The organism is Paenibacillus guangzhouensis, from assembly GCF_009363075.1.
Taxonomy (GTDB): domain Bacteria; phylum Bacillota; class Bacilli; order Paenibacillales; family Paenibacillaceae; genus Paenibacillus_K; species Paenibacillus_K guangzhouensis.
On record NZ_CP045293.1, the window covers coordinates 3,321,418 to 3,340,767 of the forward strand.

The window sequence follows — 19,350 nt, forward strand, 5'->3', positions numbered from 1 at the left end:
GGAAAGAAAGATAAATCCTCGCGGCCACTTTACATTTTAAGGCTTATTAAGATTGCGAATACGACGATATTCCATTGCATTTCATAGAGTTCAGCCGGCCATAACGGTTGAGACCCATACGTATCATAAGCCAGAGTACCTTCGGGAACAGCCCCGCAAGGAATCCACCGATTAACCCACCTTGAATGGAAAGACCTCCATTCCAAATTTGAAAAGCTTCAAGAACATGTTTGGCGTAATAATCTCCTTGAAAGAAGAGCACTTCCCACAAACGAGCCCCTACAATCCCACCTACGATGATATAGATCAATAGGTCAGAAAGGTGCTTTCGATAGACCGTACCCCGAGCAAGATAATAAGCAACGCATGAAGATAGAAAAATGGCGACTGCAATCATAAGACCGTATGAACGAATAGGGAAATTCCCGATATGAAATAAAATAACCTGCACGACTCGTAATCCTCCTAACTTCGATTCATGTCAAACCGTTGTTTCAATCTTACATAAAAAATATGTTGAATCTGTGAAGGTAGGAATTTTTATCATTTCGTCACATAAAACAGAAGCTTAACAATATAGACAAGTCTCTATTTGCTGATTATCTTTAGACTCACCTCATGGATAGGCCGTAAGATTTCAGAGAAACGATGAAGAAAATGTGTGGATTTATATGAATAGGATATATCTAAAAACTCCTGTAGCATAAATACCTACAGGAGTTTCATTTTAACTATTCTGGTTTGTTGCCCACACTCGGGTCAGGTGTATAGTTACTTTGGAAGTCTTTATACATGACATCGGTTACCATCCCTGCAGATGCGTGGTGCAGATCGTGGCAATGGAACATCCAATCCCCTGGATTATCCGCCTCGAAAGCCACAACATATTGTTCGCCTGGCTTTACATTAAGGGTATCTTTGATGACAGGCGTCCCTTCAAGTGGTATGCCATTTTTGCTTAGAACTTGGAAGAAATGTCCGTGAAGGTGCATTGGATGATCATCGGTCTTGGATTTATTCACAAAGGTAACCTTCACCTTATCCCCTTTCTTAACATTAATGTGATCTGTATTTGGGAATACCTTTCCATTTATGGTGTAAACCATCTCTCCATCCTTCATTTCGGTATTTAGATTCAGTAGCACGTCTTGATCAAAGGTTTGATTCAAGGAGAACTTCGTCTCGGCTTGTTTACCATATTTCATGAGATCAAATAGAGGTAACTTTTCAGATGCGTTCGATGCATCGGACTGTACGGTTGAACCTTCATATGCAATAATGGCTCTCATGTTTTTCACTTTATCGTCGCTTCCATGCTCTTCAAGCAGCCAAGTGCCAGGATTATTCGCTGTAAATTCTAAGTCGTATCGCTCACCTGGAGCGATAGCAATTCCTTGATCTGTAATGACAGCAGGACTATTCACAGGCTGTCCGTCTGAGGCAATTACCTTGAATTCATGCCCGTGAAGATGCATAGTATGTGTGATGTAACCCGCATTAATGAGGCGAATACGAACTTTGTCGCCCTCCTTAACAACTAGCTTCTCTACTGCATTACCGCTTTTCCCGTTGATCGTATATAGATCGTACATGCTCATATCGTGACCTTCCATACTTCCCATTTCACTCATGTTCATTTCGCTATGATCCGCATCATCATCTGTACCCATATTCATTTGACTATGATCCATGCCTTCCATGTTGCCCCTATCCATGTTGCTCATGTTCGTATCACCAGAGCTTACCCACTCATCAAGCATTAGCGTGTAATCCCGATCGTAGCTCTCGTTCGGATCTTCCACAATTAACGAACCGTATAGCCCTTTATCGAGCTGATTAACGCTATCTTGATGCGAATGATACCAGTAGGTACCTGGAATGGTGGCCTTAAATTCATACGTAAACGTTTTTCCAGCCACAACCGCATCTTGTGTTACCCCCGGAATCCCATCCATGTTATTCGGAACAGGATAACCATGCCAATGAATTGAAACAGGTTCCTTCAGTTCATTATTCAAATTAATTTTTACCGTGTCGCCTACTTTGACACGAATCTCCGGTCCGGGTACAGAGTTATTGAATGCCCATACAGGCAATGTCTTATCATCAGATACTTTCAGATTGCTTGCTTGTGCGGTAATGGTATACTCTTTTCCATCCACTTTAGGTGTTTCTTTCGTGAGCATATTGTTATCTGCAATGGATGGACCTTTTGTGGTATTCTGAGTGTTGCTCATATTCATTTTGGAATGATCCATTCCTTCCATGTCGTCCTTACCACTAGAATTCGAACATCCTGTTATTACGATGCTTATCGCACCGATCGCAAGTAATATTTTTATCTTCCCTGTCATTATCATGAACCTCCACTTCATTTTGATTGTTTGTTTACTTTAAACAAAAAATGTGTGGAAACGATGAAGAAATCCCAATTTTTAATAATTTCTATTTGAATAACTCATTTTATAATAAAAAAGTGAACTACCCTAAACCCGATTGGCTATCAACCCCGTCATTCGTATGTATATATCATAAAAACCCTGTACATATGTACAGGGTTACATCCGCGGCTGCCGATCCATGTCGGTAGCCGCGTCTTAGTTTCTATTAAGCTATAGTATCCCGTTAGTTTAATCTCTCTTCTCTGTTCACTATATGTTTAATGCCTTCAGTAAAATCTAACTCTTTTAACTCTGGAACAACAAACTGAGGAATTATTCTGTAATTATCAAGTTGTTCTAAGAACAGAATTTTGTTGTTGTGGATAATGGCAGCATATGCACGCCGGATCCCAGGGGCAATCGTAAAGAGGAATTCCTGCATGTTTCTGCGCCGGAGTTGTCAATTTTTTAAAATCTCCTTGCCTTTAGGTAGATATACGGTAAATATAGTACCTTCATCAGGCTGACTCGCAACGCGGATGAAACCGCCATGGGCTCTTACAAAATGATGGACGATGGATAATCCAAGCCCCGTACCGCCTGTATGCCGCGAGCGTGCTTCTTCTACGCGGTAAAATCGATCGAATAGGTGGGGCAACTCCTCCGCCGGTATTCCGATGCCGGTATCGATCACCGAGACACACGCAAAGAAAGCATTCCGATCAACGACCCGGTCTTCGATTTTAACCGTAATCTTCCCTCCACGAGGCGTATAACGAATCGCATTGGTCAGCAAATTAATGAAAACCTGCGTGATCCGTCTCGCATCGACCATCATGGTAACCGGTCTCGAATTCGTACAGAGGCGAATATCCAATCCGTTTTCTTCCGCTTCGTATCTCACGTCATCCACAATTCGTTCCAGGTGTGCAGTCAGATCGAGCGGTTTGTGATCGAGCAACAACCGGCCCGCTTCGGCGAGCGATAAGACATGAAGGTCGTCCACAAGCTGGTTGAGCCGGATGACCTCGTCATGAAGCCGAAGCAGCATTTCCGGCGAGATATGATGACCGGCCTGCTGATAATTTTCCAGTTTAAGCTGCATAACGGACAGCGGCGTGCGAAGTTCGTGAGCGACATCAGCCACCAACCGTCTTCGGGCTTCTTCAGCTTCACGCAGGCGCAACGTCATATCATTGAATGTTTGGGCGACTTTTCCGTACTCATCTTTCGTATCTACAGGTACTTTGACTTTCAGGTCACCCTGCGCCACGCGCTCTATGGCGGCTATAAGCTTCTTGAGCGGGTGGGTCAGAATCCCCGATAACCAAAAACTGAAGATCAACCCGATCGCGCCAAAAAAGAGCAAACGCATGCCATGCGTGGCTTGAAGTAGTGCGTCCAGCCGCGTGTTGCCAAGGAAATAAGATTTAAAGATTTCGAATTGCTCTTCCGGCGCGGAGCTCAAATAGTCGGTATAGATTTGTTCCCTTTGAAATTGATCGATCAAGTCGGCTGTGTAGACTTGCGTTGTCAGAGAGAAAGTGAAGCTTATAATGAGCACGAGCAGTACCATATAGGCAAATATTTTCATGCGGACCGTCATCTTCATGAACAACCACCGAATCGGTAACCGAAACCGTATACCGTTTGAATATAACGGGGATTGGCCAGATCATCTTCCAGCTTGCGGCGAAGATTCCGGATATGGGAATCCATCGTTCTTTCGTATCCCATGTACTCATCCTCCAAAGCAGCCTTTAACAATTGCAAACGGCTAAAGACAATGCCGGGATGTCCGGCCAGCATCAACAAAATTTTGAATTCGGTAGGTGTTAATTGGATTTCCTGACCGTCTTTGAATACCTGACATTTAGCCTCGGAAATGATCAAGTTGTCTCTTTCCAAGAACATCGACCTATCTTCAGGTCCGCGTAAGCGGCGAAGTAAAGCTCGGATGCGCGAAGCCAGCTCGCGCAAGCTGAACGGCTTCGTCAAATAATCATCCGCGCCGATTTCCAGACCGACAATTTTATCCGATTCATCCGATCGTGCCGTGACCATAATAATGCCACAATGCGAGGTTTGCCTTATTTCGCGGCATACGTCGATTCCGCTTTTCTCCGGGAGCATCCAATCAAGCACGACGAGATCAGGCCGTTCAGACCGGGCAATCATGAGCGCTTCCTTGCCGGTACAGGCGGTCAATACCCGGAACCCTTCACGTTGCAGATAGGTCTGCATCTCCTCCAGCATGCCCCGTTCGTCCTCCACAAGCAACAATTTCGCTTCCATTCCCATCACATCTTTCCCTTTAGTCTGCTTCCATTGACGAGAGTTATATCGCTTATCGAAATTATACCGTGATTTGGTAGGTCCTTAAAGAAATTCACGCAAAAAGAGCAAGATCTGCATAAGTTCTCGACATTTGTTGTGTAAACTGAATGTGAAAGGAGAGAAATCATCGTGAAAATAAAACTCATTTCATTCATTATCCTTTGTACATTTCTACTTGTGCCAACAATCGCCTTTGCTGAAGGGACTGGTGTTAGTTATGGTAGTATCACCCCTGGGCGGCTCTTGACTTTCGCGGCTGTGCTGATTGGGCTAAGCAGCGCACTTGTTGCTGGGATTGCTCTTGCCCGTCCAACCAATCGTTTTGCCACTGGTCAATGGCCTGTTCTGTCCATCGTGTTGGGTCTATTTTGTGTGCTTCTCTCCATGTTTCATCTAGCCGTTACGCCTGCTGGTTTTGGTGCTGGCAACGGGCGTGCTGGAGCGATCATAGCGATCGTGATTGGGCTGATCGGATTGGTGCTCGCTGGAATGGCTTGGTTCCGCTCTCTTCGTGACAAATAATTCGAATATTTTTTCTGATTCTTTTAAGAACGTGAAGTTAGTTTGTAAACTAATCATGAAAGGGAGGCTAGGCATGAAAATTAAACTCGTTTCATTTGTAATCCTTTGTACATTTTTACTTGTGCCGACGATTGCCTCAGCTGACTCAGCTGAACAAGTCTACGATTTTACTCCCGCACGAATCAAGATCCTCATGACCGCAGTGATGGGGTTGGGTAGTGTGGGCATCGCTTGGTTGTCTTTGGCCCGAGCCTCTGATCGTTCTGGCAAAGGTAATTGGCGAATTGCGACCCTCGTGGCCATCGCGTTGGCTTTGATTGCCTTTTTTATCGCTGGGCCGCATTTTGTTTACACTACCGGCGATATTGGTTCCGGTAACGGGCGAGGTGGTGCCGCCTTTGCCGTCATACTGTCGATCATCACGATCGTCCTCTCTGGAATGGCTTGGTTGGCCTCCCGATATCGCGCTAGCTGAACCGAAATACAAGCCATTAACCAAATAAGGGCTTGAAGTTTTACAGCATACAGGCCTTTTTTTACGCATGAAGGAATGAATAGTACGAGTTTGAAGCTCTCTATTATGAAGTGCCTCTTATTGTCATCCCACAAACCTCAGATCAACCTTTGGTCGCAAACCGATTGGAGGAACTTCATGCTGGCTATCGAATTGATCCGAACGAAGTGAGTGTAGAAAAGCTACAAGAAACAGTGCAAACAGTATGCAAGAGTAAAATAAACGTATCCATCAAGCCCCATCCAAGAGCATGGTTTTTGTTTTCTCTGAAAGAAATCCATGCAAAATAGAGGAAGATCTGCATAAGTTCTCGACATTTGTTGTGTAAAGTGAAAGCTAATATAGATTCAGTTTTGTAAAAACAATAAAGAGGAGGAATGAGCATATGAAAATGAAACTAGTTTCATTCGGAATACTCTGTGCACTTCTACTTGTACCAACGATTGCCTTTGCTGAAAATAAAGTCGGATATGTAATCACGACCGGGCGAATCTGGTCCACGGTAGTCGCGTTTGTGGGGCTGATGAACGCAATCTTTGCTGGGCTGTCTCTATCCCGCTTCATCCGTCGTATTGGCAATGGTGGGCGAAACGGGGCCATCTTATCCGTAGTGATGGCGCTGATCGTCATTGTCTATGCTTTAATTCATATGACCATGTTCCCTGGTGATTTCGGCACTGGCGACGGAAGAGCCGCGGCTGTCATCGCCATCGTGACGGGGATCATTAGCATAATTTTTGCTGGTACCACTCTGATCCGCTCCCGCCGTGCTGGCTGACCTAAAAGGGTTTGAATATCTTGATCTGAATTTTTCCTTAGGTAAAAGGTTATCTGGTTAATCCAAACCCAGATAACCTTTCTTTCTTAGAAGGCCCTCACAACGTATTGAATGAATAACAGATTTCAATCGATTTTTCACTACTCTCCCATCACTTTAAAGAAGTCCACGTAAACGGAGGAAAATCTGCATAAGTTCTCGACAATTGTTGTGTAAACTGAAAGCTGATATAGATTCAGTTTGTAAAAACAATAAGGAGGAGGAATGAGCATATGAAAATGAAACTAGTTTCATTCGGAATACTTTGTACAATTCTACTGATACCAACGATGGCTTCTGCTGAAATGGTTGGGGTGGTGATGAAATGACCATCGAACTACTCAAGGCCATCGTGGTCGTGGTAATAGGGCTGATCAGCGTAGTCATCAGTGGGGTGGCTCTGGCCCGTTCCATCGGTCTTTTCGGCAACGGCAACATACGAAACTGGGCCATCGTAGCCATCGTGATAGCTCTGTTCAGCATCTATGTCGGCGGGCGGCATCTTTTCGACGCCACTGGTTTTTTCGGCACTGGCTACGGGCAAGCTGGGTCCATCGTAGCCATCGTGTTGGGGCTAATTGGCGTGGTTCTCGCTTGTCTGATTCTAGTCCGCTCCCGTCGTAAAAAGCTGACCTAACACTATTGGATTCGGATTATTTGTTTCCTTCCCGGAATGGGGATAAGCCGCTTTGTTGTGTATAAGCTTGGAATATTATTAATGCGGCAGCACGTGATGGGCATTCAGGTTTGATAAGGAAATGTAGGCAAGCATCAATTATTGCCCACCCAGGTCCAACTTGATAATGCAGATCTATTATCAAAAATTTTTTGGTTAGTAACCAATATGGGGTGATGTGATGAGACTTATTGAAATAATACTACTGTTTGCCAATTTACTGGCTTTTTTTGCCTTGGTAATCCCATTGCAACGGCCAATACGGTGGGTACGATATCTGGCTCTCGTACCGTTGCCAATAACCGGTATTCAGGTACTGGTGGAGGGTTCGCGCTGGGGGATGATCCCAGCTTATATCATGAGTGGGATACTCTTCGTGGCCTGTCTAGCTAAAAATATTGTGCGAAAGCCTAAGCTTGGCGGAACAAGTATGATTAGGCGACTTGTTTCCGGTTCTGCTACTGGTCTAGGAGCACTGGGACTGATCGTTTCTTCCGCTCTACCGATTCTTATTCCTGTATTCCACTTACCACAACCGTCAGGACCTAACCAAATCGGTACATTGACCTATCATTGGGTAGATAAAACTCGCTCGGAGATTTTCACAGATAATCCCAATGATCGTCGTGAAATCATGGTACAGATTTGGTATCCAGCCAAAGGAAATCTATCATCGCCTTACGCTCCTTACATTCAGGAGACGGACTCCCTAGCATCACTTGCCCACTTGTTAGGTTTTCCGGGATTTATCTTTGATCAATTTAAATACGTTCAAACTCATGCTATTCCTTCTGCAACTGTGTCGACCGATGAGTCTAAATATCCAGTACTAATTTTTTCAGCTGGGCGTGGAGGTTTTCGTCAAGAAAGCACCCATATGTTTGAGGAATTGGCGTCACATGGCTACATTGTGGCTTCCATCGACCATCCTTACACCTCTAGCGGAGTCGTATTTCCTGATGGTCGTTTGATATCCCTCGACTCTCGCCTTCTTCCCGGGGCTCAGAGTGGTATACCAGCTGATCGCGAATTCTTTGACAACATTGTTATACCCTATCTCGCTAAGGATGTTATTTTTGCACTTGATCAACTCACCGCCTTAAACCAATCTGATCCGAGAAGAATCCTGACTGGACGATTGGATCTTAAGAACGTTGGTATGTTTGGACCTTCAATGGGTGGTCTTGTAGGTGCCGAAGCCAGTTACTTAGACCCTCGTTTGCGTGCCTTCATAGCAATGGATGTTCATATGCCTGCCAATGTGGTTCGTTCTGGTTTAAAGCAACCAACCATGTTTATCAGTCGTGAAGCTAAGTGGATGAAGATGGAAGGGTGGTCGAAAGAGGATATAGATAAAACTCAAATAACTATGAGGTCGGTTTACAAGAAACTGTCGAAAGACGGTTACTTAGTTTTGATACCTGGCACTTTTCACGTAAACTTTTCCGATGCGCCACTCTTCTCACCACTGATGTCGTGGGCAGGCCTAACCGGACCAATCGATGGAGATCGGGCAAACAATATTATTGATTCTTACACATTGGCGTTCTTTGATAAGTACCTAAAGGATATACCATCAAAACTACTTGATGGACCACCAAAACAATATCCTGAAGTGCACTTTGAAAAGAGGTGATTCTAGGTGGCACTAGGAAATCTTCTTGATCGCCTGATCGTCTACATGTATTAACGTTGGTCGTTCGGATGGAGGAAATAGGGGAGAACTCAGCAACCCCAGTTCATGATTATTATTTAGTGGCATCTGATGCAGTCAGTAAGCCGGAAAGCGTTAGACTTTAATTTTGTTATATCTAGAAAATCAGGACGAACATAGTTGGGTAGGTTGTCGAAAATGAAGGAGCGGATGGATGAGTTATTAAAATAAAAATATTAACAAATGTAGCCTGGCTATATTTGTTAATAGAGCGGATAATAAAATATCTGCTCTATTATCTTTACACTCTTCTGAAAAAATCAGTTATCCGGTCTTATGTTAATCAAATAATGTTCGAGTATTTGGTTTTATTTTTAGCGTTAATCTACCTGTTAGCGCAACGACGGCAGCCGATCGTTCTGGCCGGCTGCCGTCGTGTCATCATTGAGCTATCGTGTCCCGTTAGTTGAACAAACTGACTACAGCACCCAGGGGAGGTCCATTTTTATAATATGCGACCTAGTTATCCACATGATTATTCATTCAAATACGTCATTACCCTGTCCTGGATCAAATTGCTTACTTCCTCCGCCGACTTCTGTCCACTCATGTAAGTTCGTAATTCTTCCAAGACAAACGATTTAATCTTTATATCTCCTGCTGTATTTACCCCCGCTTCCTCCAGGAACCTTTTCAGTAGATTGATACGCTCATCCAACAATTTCTCGTCTGATCCATCGGGGAGCTCGATTTGACCATCCTGGATTTGTTGTTTCACTGTATTGAGCTCCTTTTCAGTCACTGCTTTATGAAGAGGGAATCCACTCATTTCAGGGGATGACTGCATTTCCTCCGACAATAAAAATTTCATGAACTCCCAAGCTTCTTGCTGAACCTTCGACTTGCTGTTAATCCCGAATGTTGAATATGAATCGAACGAACCTCCTCGAAATGTGCCGCTTTTGGTCGGTTTCCGCAACAGCTGCGTATTAGGCTTAAGAAGTTTGGGTAAAGATTCTTTCGGACTATTAAGATTAAGGTCGGTGAATAGCCCTTTATCAAGATCTGCAAGCTCTCCGTTACTAAGAATTCCCTCATCGTACATGGATTTGACTTGTTTCATTTTATCTATGAACATCTTAGAATCAAACTTCGCTTTGTGCTCTTCCGGTTGAACCAACTCTGAGTAGTTTTCTTCAAAAAAATCGTTCAGCAATTGCGTCGGAAATGCACTGATCATCCCGAAATAATCTGAATCGGCTTTCTCATTCACCTTCAATGTAAAGTTCTTGAAATCATCCCATGTCCAGGACGTATCATTAATGGATACGTTCGCTTTCTCTAGCAGATCGGATTTTCCTTGCATGGCGGAGGTTGAGAAAGAGACCGGCATCGCATAAAGTCCATCACCGGTTTGTGAAGCTTCCATTATATTTTTATAATACTGATTTTTATCGAACGCCGAATCTTTTGACATTAGCCCATATAAATCGACCAACATGTTTTTCTGAACGAACTTATCGACAGGTAGATATCCCATCGCGATGATGTCTGAAGCATTCCCTGCAAGAGCCTCAGTGGTAACCGTTTGAACGTATTTGTTCAAATCAATGTTCCCACCCCCTTCCGGCAAGCTAAGGTTTTCTTTGAAATCAATGTTAATATTCGGATGTGTCTCCTCGAACTTAAGTGCTGCCGTTTCCAGGAAACGATCCTTTTTCATTACGGAAATCGTAACTGTTTTCTTCTCACCCGAGACATCCTTACTTGACTCAGAACTGCCGCTTGCGCATGCTGACAACAATAAACATGTACCTAACAAAATAATTACGAATCTCTTCATATCGATCATCCCTTTCAATTCAATCGTATTCGATTACCATCCTGTAATGGATCGCTCGATTCTACAATGATGTCTTCACCAGGTGATAGTCCGTCAAGAATAATGATTTCATCCTCATTCTCTTCTCCTGTCTGCACATATACCTTTTGCGCCGTATACGTATTGCCGAGCGAACTTCGGTTTGCGTGAACGATAAATAGATAGCTCCCCTGTCCGTCCTTTTTAAGCAGGTTTTTGCGAATGAGAAGACCTTGCTCCTTCGCTTGTTTCATAACTTTCACGCTTGCCTGCTCGCCTCCTTGCAGTTTCCCTCCTGATACATCTACCTTGATGGACGCTTGCGTCAAGGTTCCGTTACCACCGGTTTCACCTCCCTGGCTACTTTCTTGATTACCACTGTTTCCCGACGGACCTGATTGAATGTCGGCAATCGAGCCTTTCAAGCGCTGAGTTTTGTTTCCCTTAATTTCAATGTCAACTTTATCCCCTATTAGCAATAGAGCGGCTGCATCTGCATTCGTCCCGAACGTGATTTGAAATCCTTCCTTACTATTGACAAGACTCAGAAGCGGCTGTCCTGGAGAAGCGCTCTCGCCCTTCTCAACCTTAATATCTTCCACTTTTCCGTCGAATGGAGCAGTGATTGTCCGTTTGCGAGCGATATCCCTTTTCATGCTTTCAATTTTACGCTGTGCCATGTCCCGATCCACTTGATCGATTTCTAAGTCTCGTTTAGCTTTACGTATCTCCTCCTCGTTCCCACTCCGCTGTGCCAAAACAAATTGCTCTTTCAACAAATCACGGTTCAAGTTCTGTTTCTTCAATTGATCTTCCGCATCGAGCAGCAGTTGCTCCGCCTCTGCACTGTCGAATGTAATAAGCACCTGTCCCTTTTTTACGGTGTCATTGTCGTGGACATGCAGGACAGCGACCCTTCCACCGCTGTCACTGCTCAATTCCTTCATCCTCCGTGGAACAATTACCCCGTTGCCTTCAATGCTATTGGATAATGCTTTCATTACTGCTCTATCTGTCGTTACTTTTGGCAGCGCCACCGTTTGGAGCGTATTGCTGAGCAGCGTCAGCAGCAACAGCACACTCATAAAAACCCCAAAAATGACTGCAATTACCCGATTTCGCTTGGCAGCATTTTTTTCGTTATGAAACTGCATCTCGTTCCCCCTTACCCTTTAATTCCCGACAACTGAATGCCTTCAATGAAATAACGCTCTGCGTATAAAAACAGCAGCAGCATCGGCATCATGTACACAACGGAAGCAGCGAAGGCTACACCACGTGCATCTGCACTAATCTTCGACAAGTATACTGATAACGGCTGCTTGAGATCATCTTGCAAAAAAATTAGCGGTTGTTCGACCATATTCCAATGATCAACAAACAAAAGAATAACGAGTGCTGCAAACGCTGGCTTTACCATCGGCATGATAATAGATAAAAAAATCCGAGCCTGACTGGCTCCATCAATTTTAGCCGCTTCGATATACGAATAAGGAATATTGAGCATGAATTGGCGGAGCAAAAATACGCCAAACGCTGCAAAAATCCCCGGCAAAATGATAGCCGCATTGCTGTTCATGAGTCCGAGTTTATCAATCACGATATAGTTGGGTACCAATGTCACTTGGAACGGCATCAGCATCGTAAGCAAATAAACCAGAAACAGCTTGTCCCGACCTCTAAACCGCAGCTTGGCGAACGCATAAGCCGCTAATGAGGCAACAATCGCTTGACCTGCTATGATCGGTACGACAAGAAGGACGGAATTCCAGAACATGTGTAGAAATGTAGATGTATGGATTAATACTTTTCCATATTGCTCTAGTGATACCCAATCTGGAATCAGCTTAATGTTGGCGAACTGATCGGCAGCATTGGCAGTCTTTCCAAGCGCGTCATAGTTCAACCTGATTTCCTGTTCCGTCATTAATGAATTGGTTACAGTCAACACGATTGGTGTAAGAAGAATAAGCGCAAAGGTGACTAGAAAAAGCGTCTTCAGTTGCTTGATAAGCATTGGTGCAATTTTCATAAATTCCCCTTTCGCTACCCATCCATGAAATTTCGAAATCTGCGTTCCATGGCAAAAAGTACACTTACGAGCAACAATATACTGCCAGCCGTTACAACGGCAGCGGCGGTCAGCTTCTGTATGTCCAATGATAAGAACATATTGTTCATGTAGTGTTGCAGCATATAGAGACTGTCATGCGGATAACTCCCGGCAATCAGGTAAGTCTCCCGGAACACCTTAAAGGAGTTCACAATGGACATCAGAACAACAAAGATAGTCGTTGGTAGCAGGTAAACTAACGTAATATTCGTGAACTTGCGGATGGTCCCCGCGCCTTCCACGTCAGCCGTTTCATAATAATCGTCTGGTATATTTTGCAATCCGGCTAAAAATAAGATGATATTATACCCAATATTCTTCCAAATGTAGACAACAATGACCACACCACGGGCCCACTCCGACTTCATCCAGTCAATGCGATCAATCCCGAAGCTATTCAAGATGGCGTTGAGCGTTCCATTCCAATCAAACAGCACTTGCCACACGAGAATAATGGAGGCTACTGGAACGACAAGAGGCATGACATATGCCGTACGCAGCCAATTGCGAATGTACACGTTATGATTCAACAGTATCGCGATAACAAGAGAAATGATAAGGATTAGCGGTACGCTTATACCGGTGAACCAAAGCGTATTGTTGACCGCTTTGTTAAATGATGCACTAGCGAACAATTGTTGATAGTTCGCAAAACCAGCAAAGGAACCGTCTGTATTAGCGTCCTGGAACGAGTACATGACGCCCATTCCAAAAGGAATCAAGTAAAAGATCGAAAAACCAATCAAGCTTGGTGCCAAGAAATATAAGGCGGTCGCTGTATCCTTGCTAAGCCACTGTCGAAATCTCATGCGAACCCCCCTTCTTTTTTTCACAGATGATGTTTCTTTCTCTGGGTAGTGTTATTAGCATAAGGGATCAACATGGAATTCATATGGAGTATATCTGGAGTTTATGTGGAGTCCATTTCAACATAAAAAAAGAGAAGCCCTAAAGTCAGGAATCTTCTCTTTGAAACTTCATTTGAAACAAAACGCCTTTTTCCGTATTTGTAATGGAATATTCAATATGGTGTACGTCCAAGATCTGCTTCACGATATATAAACCAAGTCCACTTCCGCCGGTATTGCGGTTTCTGGATTTCTCAATTCGGTGGAATGGTTCAAAGATTTCGCTTAGCTGATTACTAGGAATCGAAGCGCCTGTATTCAGTACTTGAAAAACAACATGATCCCTAACACTCTCCAAACGTATGAACACTCGCTCCCCGGATGTTGAATATTGAATAGCATTCTGAATGACGTTCGTTATTGCTTTTTCAATAAGATTGCGGTCTGCTCGAACCCATAAGGAATCCACGATATTCGTTTCAACCACCATTGATTTGTCATTGCTCGCATATTCAAGACGACGCATACTATTCTGTACGAGGTTCGATACATTTACTAACTCTAATTGGGGTTCGAATCCAGCGGATTCCAGCTTGAAAATGTTCAGCAGTTCATAAACGAGCTTCTCCATATCTTTCATAATGACATACGAACGCTGCAAATACTTGTCTCGATCCTTGTAAGCACCAATGTTATGAATCATCCCCTCAATTTGTCCCGAAACAGCAGTAATCGGTGTTTTCAACTCGTGGGACACCGTGGCGATGAATGCGCTGCGCTTGCCTTCTAATTCTCGCACCTTGTCAATCTCGATGGACAATTGTTGATTCGCTTGCCGAAGATCTGTCATCGATTCCTGCAAATTACACGACAGCCGGTTCAAGCTGCGGGACAGCTCGCCGATCTCATCATCGGAATCAATCGTACTGGTGCGTGTAAAGTCCAGATTGGCCATCCGTTCGGCCACGCGATTCATGTTAAGCAATGGTCGGGAAATCAATCGTGAATATATCGCAGCTCCAATTATCGAGATCAACAGTATGAGTACCAATACATAAGGCGCGAACTGAACCATCACTTGGGAAGCCTCATTTATGGGCTGAAGCGTGGCAGTCATGAGCAGCGTATATGTCCCCTCTTGTAGGGAAATTTGTCTTTCTTGGCTATAAACATCCTTGGTATGCTTTATTTTATCGATATTTATTGCGAATTTTAGATCCTCATCCCCAGTTACAATAGAAGTCAGAGGGACTGAATCAATATCAATGTCGGATTTTAGATTCTCTTCCCCAGTCAGAATAGAAGATAGAGGGACTAAAGGGAGATAAACGATACGATTGTTTTCATTCACCACGACTAATGAAACATTCTGCTGCATCGTAAAATTGTCCAGATCCTTTTTTGCATCAAGTAAGCTTTTCTTCTCCGTTTCCGAAATCAATTGATCCAGAGCCTTATTGAGCGTGTTCACTTTATACTGATGATAGAAAGTAGGAAGAAAGTAGTAGAAAATGACAAAAATGAGAAACGTACTTGCAATCAGCAACGCATTTGTAATAATAAATATCTTATAGGTAATTCCTTTGCGTCTTACTCTACTCATCAAATTTATATCCTATTCCTTTTACTGTTTTAATGTATGGAACCCCTATTTTTTTGCGTAAGTTTTTGATATGCGTATCGACGATCCGATCGTCCCCTAAGTATTCGAGTCCCCAAGCCTGATCCAGTAAAGCTTCCCGGGTAACAACGCGTCCATTGTTATCCAGCAGAGAACGAAGAATTTCAAATTCTTTGGTAGTCAATTCAATTTTTTCGCTGCCTACTAACACAGTATATCCATTTCTGTCTAACGCTACTTCTTTAAATCGAATAACGTCAGATTCGTTTACATTTGCCCTTCTTAAAGCGGCTTCCACTCGTTTGATAAGTATATTAAATGAGAATGGCTTTGTGATATAGTCATCTATTCCCAGATCAAAGCCTTTGATTTCATCGTACTCATCAGCAAGAGCCGTCAACATGATAATCGGCACGGATGGCGACTCGTTCCGGATCATTTTGCAAACTTGATACCCATCCATCTTGGGCAGCATCACATCCAATAAGATAAGGTCATATTCATGATCTTGAAATATGCGAATTCCATCCAGTCCATCGTCTGCAACGTCTACGATGTAATTTTGAGCGTTCAAAAACTCTTTGATCAGTTCCTGAATATCAAAATCATCTTCAATAACTAGTATTTTATTCATGTTTCTTAAACACCTCTACATCCAATTTCCATTCATGCATTCTATTATATATGCAGCCATTATAGTCCCTCAACTTAGCCAATAAATAGATTTTAACGTCCTGTAACAAACTGTTTCTTTAAATACGTCAGACTCTTTATATAAAAATCGCCCCAATAATAAAGACATAATAATTATGTAATAGTTACGTTATCCTGCCCGTTAGTTGAGAAAAGGCAGCTAAATGAATGGCTGCCGTTACTCTGTCTATTATTGATCTATCGCTCCCCGTTAGCGGAGTAGTCTTACATTTTACCTTATCAACCGAAAAAGAAATCAAGAACATTCGAACCGGCCGAAGATTGTTTATTGTAAAATTCGGAATACCCGCAATTTACGCAGTACACGACTACAAATTGATTGTGCTGAATATCGAACATTTTGGAAAGTCCTGTGCCGGTCATTGCTACTTCTTTCGTCCTTGCGTCTTTGCTTCCGCATTTAATACATCCCTTTTCACTCATACATCTATCACTCCCTAATGTTATTTTTCTTTTTACGTATCCAATGCTTGGAAGGTTGTGTAAATAAACAGAATAAGTTTAGGTGCTAAATCCAGAAAATCCGGTAATTTGATCGGCAGCCTCAATGTATAGTTATTGAGTTCTTAATCCTGGGATGGATCCTCATCCATGCCGACGGTTGAATCAAATACACTGTCCTGCGGAACGCTCGTTAGATCTAGCTTTCGCTTCACCTGGTCGTTGATCTTCCCATACCAGGCCTTAAAGGAATCATCTAACTGCTCCTCTCGATTACGATCCTCGTTCACATCCGAATCTACTTCGATATTATTACCTAATACCCCGTAGTTGTCTTTAGGATGAATCATATTTTACTTCAGCTCCTTCGTATATGGATTGAATTAAAATCCCCTGCAAAACCAATTTTATACATGGTATTACTTTTCCAGCTTCGGTGAATAAATTACTGTAAATCAGCCCTTCTGATATTGAACTATAGTGTCCCGTTAGCGTAATCCTCGTTCGTGCAGTGCCCTCAATATCTCATGTGCGATTACATTACAATCATTAGATTTCTTAAAGTCCTCTTCAAAGGCTTGGTAAAGTATATTATTTATTTTAGACGCAAGTTCTTCCGCATTGGTTGTGTAAGAGAGAGCCGTAACAATTTCACGAATTTCGCTTTCGTATTCATCATCAGGACAGTGAATTGCAAGTAAACCAATGGGGTCCCAATTGTCAATTATTTCTTTAACCACTGTAAACAGATTCATCTTTAACTCCCCCAAACCAAATACGCCAGCATTATTCACATACCATACTATAATGTGGCTGCTTTAATTCCGTTAACCTGTCCGTTAGCGCAACGCGGCTGCCGATCTATGCCGGCAGCCGTGTTTTAGTATATCTATTGAGCTATAGTGTCCCGTTAGTCATCTTAAGATAAGGTGTTCCCCGTCATTTTCATCTCTTATCCTCTCTATAACGGTGGAGCAGTTTTATATACTTTTTACTTGTTTTTCAAAGTACTCATTTTGCAGAACCCCCATATGAATTATGTCATGCCATTCACCATTTCTAAATAGACTTTGCCTACTATTTCCTTCCTCTTGAAAACCGATATTAGTGTACAATCGAATAGCTTTATCATTAAATGAAAATACTCTAAGGGAAACTCGATGAAGATTCATTTCGTAAAAAGCGAAATCCAGCAGTAATTTCACCCCCTCTGAACCATAACCTTTTCCCCAATATTCCTTTTCCCCGATGTCGATAATAAATTCAGCATTTCTATTTTTATAATCAATATTGACTAATGATACAATGCCAATTGGTGTTTCATTTCCTTTTTCAACCATGATGTAGCTTTTGGCTGTTTGAGATCCCAAAATAACATGATCTACAAAATCTTTAGTTGCATCCATCGGATAAACATCCAAGGATGGATTGGTGGAATGCATAACTTCTATATCATTTCTCCACTTGTGGTAAAGTTCTGTATCTTCCTTTGTCATCTTTCTTAATCTCACTCTTGATGATTCAAACAACATTACGATCACTCCTTATTTTGCGGATTTGGATTAATTAATTTTTCTAATGAGAAAAGTAAGACGGATAATTGATCCTTTACTTTTGTTTGTTCATGTCCAAGTTGAAACGTGTCCAACATTAAACCGTTTATAAACGATATGAGATACCTCGCAATAGAACGAGTAGATTGTTGAGGTCTAAATTCTCCTTTACGTATACCTTCATTTAATAATTCTTCTATAGCTTCAGTAGTTCGATTGTAGCGTTCAGAAATGTAAGGGAAATCATCTTTGTCATTTGCGTAATTAGATGATAAAAAGAATCCCGCCATTGCATAGAGTAATGTTTGGTCTATATTTTCAATATAAAATTGCTGTTCTTCAACCCAGTTTTTTAATTGTAGCCATAGTGAAACTTCATCTGATGGCACAAAATATTGAATGTCTTTTTGGTCATTATATTTTAATACCTCGATAAAAACGTGTTCAATATTATCAAAGTAACTATACAATGCACCTCTTGATATTCCAGCTTTGTCCATAATATCTTGCATAGATGTATGAACAAATCCTTTCTCGATAAACACCTTCTTGGCTGATTCCATCAATTCTCTTTTTCTCTCTTTTTTATATTCTTCGCTAACTTTTGGTGCCATAAATCCACCTCCATAACGATTGACAAATGGTATGCAATAAAATATACATCATTGTCGTTTTATATCATGAATTATACCGACACCAGTGTATATTTTCAATCTTCTCGAAATCATTGAGCTATTCTGCCTGATCGAGTAGGAGGCTACCCATTAGTTGAGTAGCCGACCTCTCACCCCACCGTACGTACCGTTCGGTATACGGCGGTTCAACCGTTTAAGTGCAATTGACGTAGTCGCTCGTACTGCGCAGGGAAGTCATAATACCCTGCCTGTGCGAGCTTTTCATTTGTAATAGAGCGATGCAGTATCGCGCTTCCAGCAATTCGCCAATATCCCAATCGAGTATTCCCCCATTGGTATGCTTGCCCCTCCGCTACCCCCAGCTTTCGCAAGTTCTGTACCTTCGTTCTCGGCTTCATCCACTGCTTCCAGATGTACATCCGCATTCGTCGTCGTAGCCATTCATTCCAGCTTTGCAGGATTCGCTTCATATCGGCTACATAAAAGTATCCGATCCATCCGCGTATGTAGACCTTTACGTTCTCCATAACCTGTCTAGCGTTCCTTCCTTGGCTTCGGCTTGTTAGCACTTTCAGTTTCTTCTTTGCCTTTGCAAGAGATTGCCTATGGGTACGGATATAGACACCGCTCCCGTTCTTCCCTAGAGCATAGCCAAGGAATTTA

21 protein-coding genes and 2 pseudogenes are annotated in these 19,350 nt (G+C 42.6%); 6 read left to right on the forward strand and 17 right to left on the reverse strand.

The annotated features are described in order from the left end of the window. Positions 1-46: 46 nt before the first annotated feature. The 4 genes from GCU39_RS31985 to GCU39_RS14960 all read right to left on the reverse strand — a co-directional run bounded on the left by GCU39_RS31985 (position 47) and on the right by GCU39_RS14960 (position 4,676). Complete coding sequence (locus GCU39_RS31985) at positions 47-451, reverse strand: prolipoprotein diacylglyceryl transferase (protein ID WP_227793583.1); 405 nt, start codon at positions 449-451, stop codon at positions 47-49. A 280-nt stretch (positions 452-731) separates the two neighbouring features. Beyond that, on the reverse strand, positions 732-2,354 hold the full coding sequence (locus tag GCU39_RS14950) for a multicopper oxidase family protein (RefSeq protein WP_152394256.1): 1,623 nt from the start codon (positions 2,352-2,354) through the stop codon (positions 732-734). A gap of 487 nt (positions 2,355-2,841) precedes the next feature. Next, positions 2,842-3,993, reverse strand: coding sequence for a sensor histidine kinase (locus GCU39_RS14955; RefSeq protein WP_152394257.1), 1,152 nt, complete (start codon positions 3,991-3,993; stop codon positions 2,842-2,844). Next, positions 3,990-4,676: a response regulator transcription factor gene (locus tag GCU39_RS14960; protein ID WP_152394258.1), complete on the reverse strand. Its 687-nt coding sequence runs from the start codon at positions 4,674-4,676 to the stop codon at positions 3,990-3,992. The genes GCU39_RS14955 and GCU39_RS14960 overlap by 4 nt, the downstream gene beginning before the upstream one ends. A 171-nt stretch (positions 4,677-4,847) precedes the next feature. Here GCU39_RS14960 and GCU39_RS14965 point away from each other — a divergent pair, with 171 nt between their 5' ends. The 3 genes and pseudogenes from GCU39_RS14965 to GCU39_RS32535 form a co-directional block, all read left to right on the forward strand. Continuing rightward, positions 4,848-5,240 carry a DUF6223 family protein gene (locus tag GCU39_RS14965; protein WP_152394259.1) on the forward strand — a complete coding sequence of 131 codons (393 nt, stop codon included), beginning with the start codon at positions 4,848-4,850 and terminating at the stop codon, positions 5,238-5,240. 73 nt (positions 5,241-5,313) lie between these two features. Beyond that, complete coding sequence (locus GCU39_RS14970) at positions 5,314-5,715, forward strand: DUF6223 family protein (RefSeq protein ID WP_152394260.1); 402 nt, start codon at positions 5,314-5,316, stop codon at positions 5,713-5,715. A gap of 110 nt (positions 5,716-5,825) precedes the next feature. Continuing rightward, positions 5,826-5,912: pseudogene (locus GCU39_RS32535) on the forward strand (hypothetical protein); the annotation flags it as partial. Positions 5,913-5,934: 22 nt separating this feature from the next. Here the strand turns inward: GCU39_RS32535 and GCU39_RS32540 are convergent. Next, positions 5,935-5,982: pseudogene (locus tag GCU39_RS32540) on the reverse strand (hypothetical protein); the annotation flags it as partial. Positions 5,983-6,139: 157 nt separating this feature from the next. On the opposite strand from GCU39_RS32540, the gene GCU39_RS14980 reads away from it, so the two are divergent. From GCU39_RS14980 to GCU39_RS14990, 3 genes are all read left to right on the forward strand, one after another. Next, on the forward strand, positions 6,140-6,532 hold the full coding sequence (locus tag GCU39_RS14980; RefSeq protein WP_152394261.1) for a DUF6223 family protein: 393 nt from the start codon (positions 6,140-6,142) through the stop codon (positions 6,530-6,532). 364 nt (positions 6,533-6,896) lie between these two features. After that, the gene (locus tag GCU39_RS14985) at positions 6,897-7,208 is read left to right on the forward strand and encodes a DUF6223 family protein (RefSeq protein ID WP_227793584.1); all 312 of its coding nucleotides are present in this window, start codon (positions 6,897-6,899) and stop codon (positions 7,206-7,208) included. Between the two features lie 220 nt (positions 7,209-7,428). Next, on the forward strand, positions 7,429-8,883 hold the full coding sequence (locus GCU39_RS14990; protein WP_152394262.1) for an alpha/beta hydrolase family protein: 1,455 nt from the start codon (positions 7,429-7,431) through the stop codon (positions 8,881-8,883). Between the two features lie 553 nt (positions 8,884-9,436). Here GCU39_RS14990 and GCU39_RS14995 read toward each other — a convergent pair. From GCU39_RS14995 to GCU39_RS32000, 12 genes are all read right to left on the reverse strand, one after another. Next, a complete protein-coding gene (locus GCU39_RS14995) occupies positions 9,437-10,744 on the reverse strand; it encodes an ABC transporter substrate-binding protein (protein WP_193726937.1) in 1,308 nt (435 codons plus the stop codon). 14 nt (positions 10,745-10,758) lie between these two features. Further along, entirely contained in the window at positions 10,759-11,916 is a 1,158-nt protein-coding gene (locus GCU39_RS15000; protein ID WP_152394264.1) for an efflux RND transporter periplasmic adaptor subunit, read from the reverse strand. 11 nt (positions 11,917-11,927) lie between these two features. Continuing rightward, on the reverse strand, positions 11,928-12,794 hold the full coding sequence (locus GCU39_RS15005; RefSeq protein ID WP_152394265.1) for a carbohydrate ABC transporter permease: 867 nt from the start codon (positions 12,792-12,794) through the stop codon (positions 11,928-11,930). Positions 12,795-12,808: 14 nt separating this feature from the next. Next, positions 12,809-13,684, reverse strand: a complete 876-nt coding sequence (locus GCU39_RS15010; RefSeq protein WP_152394266.1) for a carbohydrate ABC transporter permease — start codon at positions 13,682-13,684, stop codon at positions 12,809-12,811. Positions 13,685-13,829: 145 nt separating this feature from the next. After that, entirely contained in the window at positions 13,830-15,326 is a 1,497-nt protein-coding gene (locus GCU39_RS15015) for a sensor histidine kinase (protein WP_152394267.1), read from the reverse strand. Beyond that, positions 15,319-15,978: a response regulator transcription factor gene (locus GCU39_RS15020; RefSeq protein WP_152394268.1), complete on the reverse strand. Its 660-nt coding sequence runs from the start codon at positions 15,976-15,978 to the stop codon at positions 15,319-15,321. The genes GCU39_RS15015 and GCU39_RS15020 overlap by 8 nt, the downstream gene beginning before the upstream one ends. Positions 15,979-16,277: 299 nt before the next feature. After that, a complete protein-coding gene (locus GCU39_RS15025) occupies positions 16,278-16,481 on the reverse strand; it encodes a zinc ribbon domain-containing protein (protein ID WP_152394269.1) in 204 nt (67 codons plus the stop codon). Between the two features lie 143 nt (positions 16,482-16,624). Beyond that, positions 16,625-16,849, reverse strand: coding sequence for a hypothetical protein (locus GCU39_RS15030; protein WP_152394270.1), 225 nt, complete (start codon positions 16,847-16,849; stop codon positions 16,625-16,627). Between the two features lie 138 nt (positions 16,850-16,987). Then, positions 16,988-17,254 carry a DUF1871 family protein gene (locus tag GCU39_RS15035; protein WP_152394271.1) on the reverse strand — a complete coding sequence of 89 codons (267 nt, stop codon included), beginning with the start codon at positions 17,252-17,254 and terminating at the stop codon, positions 16,988-16,990. Positions 17,255-17,479: 225 nt separating this feature from the next. Continuing rightward, complete coding sequence (locus GCU39_RS15040) at positions 17,480-18,031, reverse strand: GNAT family N-acetyltransferase (protein WP_152394272.1); 552 nt, start codon at positions 18,029-18,031, stop codon at positions 17,480-17,482. 5 nt (positions 18,032-18,036) lie between these two features. Beyond that, complete coding sequence (locus GCU39_RS15045) at positions 18,037-18,666, reverse strand: TetR/AcrR family transcriptional regulator (protein WP_152394273.1); 630 nt, start codon at positions 18,664-18,666, stop codon at positions 18,037-18,039. Positions 18,667-18,872: 206 nt separating this feature from the next. Then, the gene (locus GCU39_RS32000) at positions 18,873-19,256 is read right to left on the reverse strand and encodes a group II intron maturase-specific domain-containing protein (protein ID WP_265333544.1); all 384 of its coding nucleotides are present in this window, start codon (positions 19,254-19,256) and stop codon (positions 18,873-18,875) included. Positions 19,257-19,350: the final 94 nt, after the last annotated feature.